The 11,789-nt window shown below is 71.2% G+C and carries 11 protein-coding genes; 5 read left to right on the forward strand and 6 right to left on the reverse strand.

The window, feature by feature from the left end:
* The first annotated feature begins 845 nt into the window (after window positions 1-845).
* Window positions 846-989, forward strand: a complete 144-nt coding sequence (locus AB0C36_RS41015) for a hypothetical protein (RefSeq protein WP_358364363.1) — start codon at window positions 846-848, stop codon at window positions 987-989.
* A 267-nt stretch (window positions 990-1,256) separates the two neighbouring features.
* On the opposite strand, the gene AB0C36_RS41020 is transcribed toward AB0C36_RS41015, so the two are convergent.
* The gene (locus AB0C36_RS41020; protein ID WP_358364365.1) at window positions 1,257-1,595 is read right to left on the reverse strand and encodes a hypothetical protein; all 339 of its coding nucleotides are present in this window, start codon (window positions 1,593-1,595) and stop codon (window positions 1,257-1,259) included.
* A 165-nt stretch (window positions 1,596-1,760) separates the two neighbouring features.
* On the opposite strand from AB0C36_RS41020, the gene AB0C36_RS41025 reads away from it, so the two are divergent.
* A complete protein-coding gene (locus tag AB0C36_RS41025) occupies window positions 1,761-2,378 on the forward strand; it encodes a hypothetical protein (RefSeq protein WP_358364366.1) in 618 nt (205 codons plus the stop codon).
* A 46-nt stretch (window positions 2,379-2,424) separates the two neighbouring features.
* Window positions 2,425-2,604, forward strand: a complete 180-nt coding sequence (locus AB0C36_RS41030; RefSeq protein ID WP_358364369.1) for a hypothetical protein — start codon at window positions 2,425-2,427, stop codon at window positions 2,602-2,604.
* A 485-nt stretch (window positions 2,605-3,089) separates the two neighbouring features.
* Here AB0C36_RS41030 and AB0C36_RS41035 read toward each other — a convergent pair whose 3' ends face one another.
* On the reverse strand, window positions 3,090-3,749 hold the full coding sequence (locus AB0C36_RS41035; protein ID WP_358364371.1) for a hypothetical protein: 660 nt from the start codon (window positions 3,747-3,749) through the stop codon (window positions 3,090-3,092).
* Between the two features lie 114 nt (window positions 3,750-3,863).
* On the opposite strand from AB0C36_RS41035, the gene AB0C36_RS41040 reads away from it, so the two are divergent.
* Entirely contained in the window at window positions 3,864-4,424 is a 561-nt protein-coding gene (locus tag AB0C36_RS41040) for a TetR/AcrR family transcriptional regulator (RefSeq protein WP_358364374.1), read from the forward strand.
* A gap of 166 nt (window positions 4,425-4,590) precedes the next feature.
* A complete protein-coding gene (locus AB0C36_RS41045) occupies window positions 4,591-6,339 on the forward strand; it encodes an alpha/beta fold hydrolase (RefSeq protein ID WP_358364376.1) in 1,749 nt (582 codons plus the stop codon).
* A gap of 96 nt (window positions 6,340-6,435) precedes the next feature.
* Here the strand turns inward: AB0C36_RS41045 and AB0C36_RS41050 are convergent, their stop codons facing one another.
* The 4 genes from AB0C36_RS41050 to AB0C36_RS41065 form a co-directional block, all read right to left on the reverse strand.
* Entirely contained in the window at window positions 6,436-6,792 is a 357-nt protein-coding gene (locus tag AB0C36_RS41050) for a hypothetical protein (RefSeq protein ID WP_358364379.1), read from the reverse strand.
* A gap of 171 nt (window positions 6,793-6,963) precedes the next feature.
* Window positions 6,964-8,403, reverse strand: a complete 1,440-nt coding sequence (locus AB0C36_RS41055) for a BUD32 family EKC/KEOPS complex subunit (protein WP_358364382.1) — start codon at window positions 8,401-8,403, stop codon at window positions 6,964-6,966.
* Between the two features lie 83 nt (window positions 8,404-8,486).
* Entirely contained in the window at window positions 8,487-10,988 is a 2,502-nt protein-coding gene (locus tag AB0C36_RS41060; RefSeq protein ID WP_358364384.1) for a hypothetical protein, read from the reverse strand.
* 393 nt (window positions 10,989-11,381) lie between these two features.
* On the reverse strand, window positions 11,382-11,789 hold a 408-nt coding region (locus AB0C36_RS41065), incomplete at its 5' end, for an MBL fold metallo-hydrolase (protein WP_358364386.1).

Genomic DNA, 11,789 nt, shown 5'->3' on the forward strand with positions numbered 1-11,789 from the left:
GCGGCCCAGGGCGAGTCCGCGGAAGTCCGCCCCGGGGCCGAGACGGGGCGGCGCAGGCTGGAGCCATGGAGCCCACGGACGAGGCCGGCACCGGGACATGGGCCTGGGTCGAACTGCACGGCGGGCCAATGGACGGTGAACAAGCCTGGTGTCCGCGTACTCGTGGAAGTCCCCAGCGACATACGGGTGAACGTCCCCAGTCGTCAGGCCACGTCCTTGTGCCGTTGTCCGGTTCGCATGACGCTCCCTGCCGCATGTGGGCGTTCACACCCTGAGAAGCCGCTCCAGCATGAACGACGCATCCTCCGATGGGCTGATGAGCATTCGGGGGCTGTCTGTGGGGTTGGGAGGTCCCGGTGCGGTGGCTCGATACGGATTTCGGGTGCTACGCGTTGTGTCCGGAGTCGTATCTCACGGATTGGGTCGGCACCGAGGCGGATGCGGTGGGAATGGAGTACGTCGGGAGAGTTGCCCTGCCTGATCACGGCGAGATCCTCACACGCTCCGCCGACGGTTGACGGCTGATGAAGGCGCTCCGGGGCGGCGCTGGTCGGTCAACGGCAGGTCGTCGCGCTGCCGTGCCTCCAGTCCACGCGCGACGGCAACCAGCCCCGAACGATTAACTCGACACGTTCCCGAGCTATGGGGATACCGAGCAGGCGACGGACGGGACAACTCACCGCACGATGCTCCAGCAGCCCTGGGAGGCGCCCAGAGCCACCCACCGACGCGGACCCCGATCCCAGCGAGCCACCTCCCACCAACTGCCCCGCTCAGCAGCCCCGGCGTCTGGTGGAACCCACTTGATCTGGCCGCGTTCACCTGTACGCGGCTGGGACGTTCGCGTGTCCGCCTACACCTGGTGCCGTACCGACGGCGACGACCCCGGCACCGCGCTGATCAGCGAGCTGGGCACATACGAAGGGGGCCGGTCCTGGTACGCCCCGGACGCCGACGGCATCTGGCGCTGGGAAGGTGACAGCCCCTGAGACCAGCGCTCCTGGGAAGCGACGTTTGGGTGACGTTCAAGTGAACGTTTGCCCGACGTCGGACACGTCACCCGCAGAGCGCTGACCAGCGGCGGTCCCCGTGATTTCTCGGGACCACCTACGTATGCGGCCCCCATTTGGCGGTGGTTGCCTCAGGCGGTCGCTGCGGCGCCGATCCTTTAGTGCTCGTCTGGGACCGCTCCGCCTACCTCGCGGGGCCGTTCCGGCGGTGACGCCATCCCAGCGGACGGTTCCCCAGACGAGCACTTACGGCGGTCCGCCGGGCGGTGGCCGTGGGGTTTGGCGCAGGGTGACAGGGCTGAGCAGGACGTCGGCCCGCTGGGCGGGGTCGGTGATGGCACGGGCGGCGTAGACGGCCTCGTCCTCCAGTTGAGCGGTGCGGCGGCGTTGGTCGCGGGCGGCGGCCAGGTCGTCGTCGGCGGCGGCGAGTTCGGCGCGGGCCTGGCGGTGCCGGATGACCAGGTGCAGCACGAACGCGGCGACGGCGAGGACGACGGCGGGCACCGCGACCCACGGGGGCAGCCTCGCGGCCGAGGCGAGCAGCGCGCCGACGAGCGCGGTGGCGGTGGTGGGCAGGGTGGTCACGGCGGCTCCCCGCAGGGCCCGGCCCCCGGTGGTTCCGGAGGGTGTGCGACCACGGTGGGAGGGCTTCCGCGTCCGGGCCGTGCGCTCCGGACCGATCACCGGGAACGGACGCCCGGAACCGGGATTCGCCTGCTCAGGCGGGTGTCCGCCGCGTACGCTCCGGACATGGCGGACACCCGCCGGACGGCGTGCAGGGGAGGGGACGGCGTGCAGTGGACCGATCTCGACCGGGTGGGCACCGCGGAGGAGTTCGTCGCGGCGCTTGGAGCGCTGCTGAGGTCCACGGGCAAGAGTTCGCGCGCGGTCGCGGTCGAGACGACGGTGTCCAACAGCGTCGCGCACGGCCTGGTCAAGGGCACCGGCGGCATCCCGACCGAGGAGACGGTGCGGCTGCTGGCCACCGCGTACGCGTCCAGTGCGCTGCCGAGCTGGCTGAGCACCCGGGCCCGCGTGGAGGAGAACCGGCCGCGACCCGCGAAGGCGACCGTGGAGCAGTTGCAGAAGCAGATCGACGCGCTCCGCGGCCAACTCGCCGAAGTGCTCGACGCGGTCACCGAGCTGGTCGAGCTGAACCGGGCCGAGGCGGTGTCACCGGAGGAGCAGCGGCGGCGCCGGAAGGCGGACGAACGGGCCCGCCGCGACCGGCTGAAGCAGCGGCAGGCCAACGCGCACCGGTGGTTCCTCAGCCGCCTGCACCCACCACTTCTGGTCAAGACACAGATGCAAGTGAACCGACACCTCGCCCTACGACAGGCAACGGCATCTGGGTTACCAGATCAGTGATGTCGACGAGTTCCTCGCGAGCCTGCGCGAGATCGCCCCCACGGGCATGCACGAGTTGCAGATGATCGTGCGGGCGCGCGGCGGGAAGCTCGCACGCGAGGAGAGCCAATACGACCTCGCTGTCTGCACCGCCGACAGTGTTCAGACGATGCTCTACCAACTGAACCAAGACATCGCCGAGTACGTCTGGCGCGCCACCGGCGACGACCCCGCACCCACCAAGTGACCATGACACCCAGGCCACTCACGGGCCGCCCGTCCCCTGGACGATCCGCGGATCAGTCCGTTCGAACTCCCTACTACACAAGACGACGAAGCACCCGCCTCGGATGGGTCGCCGCGACCAGCTCCGTGGGATGACCTTGGCGACAGACGCCTGAGCGTTCCGCTGCCGGCCACCGCGGTGCACCTGACGATCCGGGCGGTCGATGACGCGCTGGATCGATCTGCCCTTGGCCTCCCGCCCCTTCCAGAGTGATGGCGCGGTGTAGCCGCCACACCGTTCGTGGAGCCGTCACCGTGACGCCTCCACGAACGGCAACGTGACGGCGTCACAACCCCGACCGGGCCCGTGACATGCACCGGGGCAGTTCCGAGACGAGCACTCATCCGGTCCACCGGCCCCGGCCTTGGTCGAGTCGTGCTCGGCGCCGGGCGCCCATCGGGCCGTGCGATTTCGTGCGCGTCCGCCCCGGGGGTCGGTGACCGGGGCTACGGGGAGCCGATCGTGCAGGTCACCGCGTGCTCGTTGATCACCACCCTGCCGGTGTCCTTGCCTCCCACCCGAGTCCGCCACCCGCCGGTCTTCACGCCGGACACGGTCAGCCGGCACTCCCCGACCGGGAGGCCGGTGAAGGTGCGGGTGAAGGTGTACCGGATCCGGGCGCGGGTTCCGGTCTGCCGCTCGGCGATCGGTTCGGAGGAGATGACCGCCCCGTCGGGGCCGGTGAGGGTGAGGGTGACGCTCAATGCCGTGACGATCCCTTCGTGCCCCTCGTCCTCCCACAGGAGCTCGTTCCAGAACTGCGGGACGGCCTCGAAGGTGGCCGTCAGCTTCTGGAAGTCCCCGGCCCAGCCGACCTGTCCGGTCAGCGCCGCCTTCACCCGGGAGAAGTTCCCGTGGTCGCCCTTGTGGACGGTGAGGTCCGACGCCGGATCCCGGACCGTGTGGCCCTCGAAATCGGTGCGGCCGGTGTTGATCCAGTCGACACTCCTGCCGGGGCCCGCACCACACCGCATGACGTAGCGCTTGCCGGCGAGCTCCCCGACCTTCAGCGTGCCGACGGGCAGGTGCGCGTCGACGACCCGGTCCCGGCACTGGAGGACCTGACCCGGGACCAGGTCGTCGAGCTGCGGCGCCCGGAGGACCACGACCCGGCGCTGACGACCATCGACCGCCGGGCCCGGACTTGCCCCCGGGACTGTCGCAGTCCCGTGATCGCGCACGCTCTTGCCAGAATATTAAGACTGGTCTATTTTTCCGGCATGGGCCAGAAGGGTTTGCAGACGCGAGGACGGCTTCTCGACGCCGCGCAGGAACTGATCGAGACCGGCGGGTACTTCGGCGCGGGGCTCAACCAGGTGGTGGCGGAGGCCGGCGCGCCGAAGGGGTCGCTGTACTTCCACTTCCCCGGCGGCAAGGACCAGCTGATCGCCGAGTCGCTGCGCCGCGGCGGGCAGGAGATCAGCGCCGTGGCACGCGAACTGGCGGACGCCGGCCCGGACACCACGACCACGGTGACCGCGTTCCTGGACGCGCTCGGCGACCGACTGGAAGGTTCGGACTGGCGCAAGGGCTGCCCCGTGGCCACCGTCGCGCTGGACGTCTCGTCGGCCAACGAAGCCCTGCGCGAGGTCTGCGCCGAGGTCTACCTGGCCTGGGAACAACCCCTGCGGGACCGCCTGGCCGCCGACGGCCATCCGACCCCCGGCGAGACCGCGACCGTGATCCTCGCCCTCATCGAAGGCGCGCTGCTGCTCGCCCGGGTGCACCGGAGCCGGGAACCGCTGGAGCGCGTCGCGCGGGCCGTACCGGCGCTGCTCTAGATCTAGACGCCTGGCGTCGCGCCGGGCCGCCCTGCGCTTCGTCCGTCTAGGCCTGATCTACCTGCTGCACCCCGGGCTCACGGGCCCGCCGGGCCGGACGGCGCATGCAGGTGCGCACGAACCCATGCCCAAATAATATGTAGACCGGTCTAAAGAAGGGCTCGTCATGTCCGACACGATCGTCTTCGGGGCCACCGGCTTCATCGGCCGCTCGCTGGTCGCGGAACTGCTCGGCCGCGGCCGCCGGGTGGCGGCCGCGGCGCGCGGCAACGGGGCAGGCCTCACCGCATGGCTCGACGACCAGCAGATCGACACCGGCGGACTGGAACTCGTCCGCGCCGACATCACCGTCCCGGGCCTGGGCATACCGTCCGACGCGCTGCCGCGTGTGCGGGACGTCTACAACAGCGCCGGCCGCTACGCGTTCGGCCTCAGCGCGGCGGACGCCAAGGCCGCCAACGTCACCGGAGCGCGGCACGTCGTCGACTGGGCCGCATCGCGGCCGGACCTGCGGCGGCTGGTGCACGTCAGCGGATACCGGGTGAGCGGTGCCGACAGTCCGGCGCCGGACTACCGCAAGTTGGGTGCGTACGAGGCGTCGAAGGCGGAAGGGGACGCAGCCGTCCGGCAGCGTGCCCGGGAACTGGGTGTCCCGCTGACGATCGCCAACCCCAGCTCGGTGCTTGGCCCCGGCCAGTACATCGGCCTGGCCGGCATGGTCGCCGACCTGTGGCGCGGCAAACTCCGCGCGCTGCCCGGCGGTTCCGACGTGTTCGTGCCCGTGGTCACCCTCGACCACTTCGTCGGCGTGCTCGCGAACCTCCCCGAGCACGCCGACACCGCCGGTCAGGCGTACTGGATCCTGGACGACACGACCCCCGACCTTCCCGAGCTGATCGCTGAGGTCGCCGCGCACCTGGGCGTGCTGGCGCCCAGGTGCGGCATCCCGGTCGGGCTGGTCCGGCGGCTGCCCCGAGCGCTGACCGGGGCCGACCCCGAAACGCTGTCCTTCCTGTCCGCGGACCGCTACCCCACGGGCCCGGCGAACGCCTTCGCCGAAGCGACCGGCGTACACGTCCCGCCGGTAGCCGACGCGCTCCGCGCCTGGGCGGACCACCTGGTGGCGACTCGCTTCGGTGCGGGTACGCCGTCGCGTCGGCCGTCGGGCTTCCATACGGTCGGCGGCAGCCGCACCTGGGTCGCGGGGGAACGGCGGCGTCCGGACTACGTCTTGCTGCACGGCCTGCCCCTGGACACCGACTCGTGGACCGACGTCGCCGACCGCCTCGCGGGCCCGGTACTGGGCGCCGACCTGCCCGGACTCGGCCGTTCCGCACCCGGGAAGGTCACGACCGACGCCTGGCTCGCCGACCTCATGGAACCCGTCGCCATCCGCCCGGTACTGGTCGCCCACTCCCTGGCTGCCGGCCCCGCCCTGCGCTACGCCGCGAACCACCCCGAACACATCAGCGGACTGGTCTTGCTCGCCCCCTCGTTCCTCCTCCGGCCGTCGTCACCGACCGCACGGTCCCCCCTCGCCGCGCTCGCCCTACGCCGCGCCGACGCGGCGCGCCTGGCCCGCGTCCTGGCACTCCCGCCCGGGCCCGCCACCGACCGCGCGACCCAAGCCGCAGCCGCCCACCTCAAGCGCCCAGGCGCGGCCAAGCGCCTGGTCCGAGCCCTGCGCGCGGGCCACGCTTCCCGTACCGAACTGCGCAGGCTCCTCGACGAGATCACCGTCCCGGTCCACCTGGTCATCGGCGCGCAAGACCCGCTGGTCTCGCCGACCGACCTCCCGACCACCGTGGTCGACGCCGCCGGCCACTACCCCCAATTGACCGCCCCGGAAACGGTGGCGCACATACTCACCACATTCCAAGACCGGCACGGTCTAGGTGCCTCCGACCGACCGTAGCTAACGCCGCTCAGAAGCACGGTCCGGTTCGGCAGCATCGCTGCCCAAGGTCAAACGGCGAGCTTCGGCACGGGTAGCCGCCTGGCAGGTTCATCGTCACAGACCTCGGGTTCCGACACGGTCGGCAGGGGCCCAAGCTGCCGTCGCTACCGCGTTCCGGACGTCGCCGGTGAAGCTGTTCGGCTCTTCGGAGACGCCGCAGCTGTTGGGTTCGCGTTGGTCTGGCCGCCGGTTCGGGGAGCCGTTGCTCTGCGGTGACTTGGTGGTCGGGACGTCCTTCTTGAACATGTCCTGGCCGTACTTGTCCGCGACCGTCTTCGGGTCCTGCGCGGTGCCGGTGGTGCCCTTGGTCGGGTCCCAGCTGTTGTCCGCCGGCCGCGCCGGGGTGGGCTTGGACGGAGGCTCGGGGGCGGCCCGGGGCGGGTTCTTACCGGTGTAGATGTTCGCGGGCACCGCCGGCTTGGGCTTGACTGTCGGCTTACCGGGCTTACCGGGCTTACCGGGCGAGCTGCCACCGGAACCTGATTGGCCGGTTGGTCCGCCGAGTGAGCCCATACCGTTGCGCGAGGGCAACGCGTTCCGGGTGATCCGGTCATGGGCGTGGTCGGGACACAGTGTGGGTTCTCAGGTGTCGGCGTTCGGGTTCATGCCCAGGCTCTTCTCCAGGTGCCGACCCGTGTCGGCTTCGGGCTGCTGGCTTGCGGGGGGTGGTGCGTGCCTTGCGCCGAACCGATAGGTCATGCGGTCGGAGTGCAGGTGGCTGGTCACCTCGGTCATGCCGGCCTCGCGCAGCTGCCGCCCGACGTCGAGGACGGATCTCGCAACGGGAGGCAGGGCGAGAGCGGCGGTGGCGAGGAAGCTGCGGTACTGCTGGTGCTGTTCGGGGGACATCACCGCCGCGGCGGCATCGGTGACCTCGGCGTGGAGGGCGCTGGCCGCCCAGTACAGCTCGTCGGGGCGCTCGGGTCCAGGCGGCCGTTCGGCCAGGTGCCGGGCTGCCGCGCGCGGCAGAGCAGGCACGGGGAAGGCCCCGCCTGCGTGCGCGTTCAGCAGGGCCGCGACCTGTTTCGGGGAGGGGGCGTTGTCGCCGAGGAAGCGGGCGACGTTGCGGTGGACGAGTGCGGGGTCGACCTCGCCGCGCAAGCCCCGCAGGACGTCGACCCACGGCGCCCGGGCCACCTCGTACGCGTGGTAGGTGGCGTACAGGCCGGAGTCGATCGCCTCGCGTGCACCGGCGACCTTGTCCACGAACTCCTTTATCCGGTGTCGCCGCAGTGGGTAGGGGGCGCGGGTGACCAACGCCGCGAGGGTGTGGGCGGCCGCCGACACGTGCGGGACGGGGCGGGCCAACTCCCAGTCGGTCAGGACCGGCTCGCCCAAGGCCCACATGAAGTTCCCGACGGTCGGATCCCCGTGCGCCAGCCCGAGGCTGCTGCGGTCCTCGCCAGGGGCGGGCAACTCGCGGTGGAGCCGCTGCGGTGTGGGCAGGTGGAAGCTGCGGGCCAGCCGCTCGCCGATCACCGGGGTCACCACCTCGGCCACTCGGATGGTGAAGGCGCGCACCACCGCGCTGTCGCCGGCGTCCGCCGCGCAGCGCAACGGCACCTCGGCCTCGGGCAGCGCAGTTAAGATCTCGAGGGATCGCCGTGCCTTGTCGGCCACGGTGTGAGCGGCGGCCTCACTGTGGTGGCTGACATAGCCGAGCTCGTCGATGAGATGTCCGACATGCCAGTCGAACTCGGTCTCGCTGGAGACCGGGTCCCGCTCGTGGGGCGTCAGCCGTGGTAGGCCCGCCGGTGCGGCCACAGGCTCGCCCCCCGGCGTCGGGGCGGAGGTGTTCGCGCCGGGGTACGCCTGACCCAGGGCCGCCCGGGCGTCGGTGTCGTTGATCACCCGCAGGTCCAGGGCGTTGATCTCCGAGGTCAGCCAGCGCTGGACTGCACCGGTCCCCGGGATGGTCCAGGTCTGGTTGCTGGTCCCGCTGCCCAGCAGCAGCGGCACCTCGACGTCGTAGGGCCGAACGTCGTGAGCCTGGGCGTCGTCAGGCTGGGATTCGCCGCTCACGGGAGACTCCTGCGTTGCGCGTCGCGGTGCGGATCGGAGTGTGCGACGCCGCACACGGCGCGGCGCGCGAGCGTCTCGTGGGGTCAGAGATGTTTGCTTCGTTGGCGCAGGAGTTGAGGTACCGTGCTTTCGATCTCCGCGATGCGAGCGGTGATCTGTCGGTCGGCGTGTCGGTCTCCGTGGCGGTCGGTGACAGCGCTCAGGAACTGCGGCACGGCGCGCCGGAGCGACTGAAGGGGCTGCAGCCCGTGCGACGCGAGGCGGCCGACCGCGGATTGTGCTGTGCGACGGGTGGGCGCGGGAGATACCGCGGTCGCCGCGCGAGAGAGTGGCGGGGAGGCGTTGGCCGGCGTGCTCACGCCGGGGAGGCCCGGCGCGAGGTTCGTGTTCGCGTCCGGGGCAGGGCGCCGGTGGCGTCCCGCCAGGAACCCCACCACCGTGGAGATGACCGCCTGTTCGTTTCCGCCGGGGAAATGCCCGCTCCCCTGCTGCTCGATGACGTAGGTGCCGCCGGGCTGCTTGCCCTTGTCGCCGAAGAAGCGGGCGCGTGCCTCGTCGAACGCGGCGGCGGTCATGCGCACCAGGTAATCCGGGATGCGCGGGTCGGAGCTTCCGAGGGTGAAGACCACGTTCTCCGGGGGCTTGCGGACCGCTTCACGGATACCTCCCGACTGCGCGTAGCCCGCGAGGCGGTCGAGCGGCGAGTCCAGGCGCATGTGCACGACCTGGTTCGGACGGTCCTGGCTGAGGGTCGAGGTGAGCGTGCGGTTGAAGAACAGGTTGCGGAACCCCTCGGGGGCGTGCCGGAAGGCGTCCAGGCCGGTCATGCCGCCGGCGGACTGGAAGAAGCCGGTGCGTTCGCGGCGCCCGGCGAGGCCCGGGACGTGGTCGAGATAGCGGAGCGCGGCCCGCATTTCGCCAAGGGCCCGACGCCGTGCGTGGCGGCGTTCACCGGTTACTTCGTGGAAGCCGCCGGCGCCGCTGCCGAACACGGGATGGTTGATCCAGGCGATGCCCTTGGCGAGGACCGTCGCGGCGAAGGGGGTGAAGTTCAGGTTGTGGCCGCCCAAGAAGTAGTACGGGTACGCCGTGTACATCTCGGGGACCGGGCGACCCGCCGGAATACCCTGCGGGCGGACGACGTGCACGGAGGTTCGCCTGAACAGGCCGACGCGGGGCCTGTGCAGGGTGACGTCGACGGCTGGGACACCCGCTGCGCGCGCCGCCTCGGCCGACGGTCCGGCCACCACACGCGGGACGGTGCTCCTGTCGAGGTTGTCCATCCGGTAGAGCCGGTGGGGCACGGACTCGCGGGCGGCGTACTCGATGTCCACGCCGCCGCGGCCGTCGCCCCGGGTGGCGGTCATGGAGGCGATGGTGCCGTACCAGCCCTTGACCCGGTCGCGGCGCCGACGGCTCGTGATCGGCTGGGCCCCGTCGAGTTGGGGGGTCCACCGTCGGCCGACCTTCAGTCCTCCCCGCCATTTGGCGGCCTTCTTGAGCTCCACGATGTCCACCCGGGCCTCACCGCCGTGGCGGCGGATGGACAACGCCAGTGCCGGCGGACGGTCGGGCCCGCGGTTGATCACCTCGAACTCGCGGATCACGTCGCCGCGTCGCCCCGCGACGATCTGGCGCCGGCGCGGGCGGCGCCCCGCACGCGCGGGCGGATCGACCACCACGATCCGCCCGGCATGGTGTGAGCGGCGGTCCAGCCGCAGCACGAACAACCGCCTGGTGCCGTCCGGTTGCCGGGGGCCGGGGCGGACACGGGCGAGGGTCTTCTCCGCCTCGCGCTGGATGCGGAACCCGCCACCGCCGTCCAGGTCGACGACGTCCACGCTCTGCGCCGAGTTCAAGACGAAGCTGTAGGACAGGATCGTCACGGTTCCTGGCCGCGGCCCCGGCACGACGTCGTAGCGAGACGAGCCGGAAGCCCGCTCCGGACCGGGCAGCGGTTCGTCGACGAAGGTGCCGTCGGCGGCGAGCGTACGCGTGTAGAGCCACCAATTGGGCTCCCAGGGACGGAACTTGCCGGGCGCCCGCAGTGCGTACACGAAACGCCGGTTGTCGATCCAGGAGCCCGACGGGTACTGCGCGGCGGGCAGCGGCGCGCCGACCGGGGCACCGGTGTCCGTCCGCATCATGTGCAGTACGGCGCCGCCTTCGTGCACCGGGTCGGCATCGGAGTAGATGACATGCCGGGTGTCCGGAGACACCCAAAAGCCGTTCGGGTAGACGTCGGGGTACTCCATGCTCGGCGTGAAGTTCTCAACGAGAACGCGCTCGACGCCGGCCAGGTCGCGGAACATCAGCCGCGTCGTCGGTGAGTCGGGCAGCCGATGGGTGTAGACCTCACCGCCGTCGGTCTGGAAGCTCGGCTGCCGCCGCTCGAACCTCCGCATCCGTGCGATCGCTCGGGTGTCCTGCTCGACCTGCGGCGCCATCCACGCCAGCAGCCGGCCGGCCCGCTCATGGTGGTAGTCGGTGTACGCGTTGCGCGGTGCCTTGAGCGCCAGCCACGGATTCGGATAGTGCAGTTCCGGGTCGTAGGGAGCGACCACCGAACCAGCGGGGTCTTTCACGGAGCCGAGGAGGCTCAACAACCCGCGGTACAAGATTCCGTGCCTCCAATGCGGCCGGGCCCGGCCAGTTCTCACCGGCAGGACGCGAGGGCGTCGGCGACCGCGTCCGCCGCGTCCACGTCCGCTGCGTCTACGCCCGCTCGGTCAGGTCAGGGATGGCAGGGCGCCCGCACGCCAATGGCGGCACCGCAGCGCGGACCTCTGCGCAAGGCGTTCCTCCTGCCCTGCGCGTCGACGTGGTGCTGCGACGGGCCCGCCCCGGGCCGGCCAGAGAACGATCCCGGCACGCGCGTGAGGCCCCCAACGCGCTGCTATGAGCCAGCGAAGCTCCAGTAGCGGCAGGTCACGTTCGCACTTGCTTTCCAAGCCGAACGGTCCCAATGCCGGCGTGTCCTAGACGCCGGTCCCGCCGCCCGCTCGCGCCTCCCCTGGCGCGTGGCATGGCGTGGGGGCGGCCGGGTCGACCGACGCTTCTGCGCCGCCGAGGTCCGCGAGGCCGCCGACATGGTCTCGGTGGTGGTGGGTCAGGATCACGTCGGTCAGATCCCGCGGTTGCAGGCCCAGAGCCAGGACGTGGGCCAGCAGGGTCTCCGTGGGGTCGAGCGCGGGGTTGACCTGCGAGAGCCAGTCCTCCCCGAGCCGTTGCCCGGGAGACTCGATGTCCCTGCGCCCGATGCCGGTATCGACGGCGATCAGTCGATCGTCGGCCTCGACGAGAAGGCAACGGCAGACGAAATGGGAGACACCGAGAACGGCCCCGCCACCGGGGAAGCCGGGGGTGTCGCAGTTGAGTTCGTGGAT

The sequence above is a fragment of the Streptodolium elevatio genome (genome assembly GCF_040649515.1).
GTDB lineage: Bacteria > Actinomycetota > Actinomycetes > Streptomycetales > Streptomycetaceae > Yinghuangia > Yinghuangia elevatio.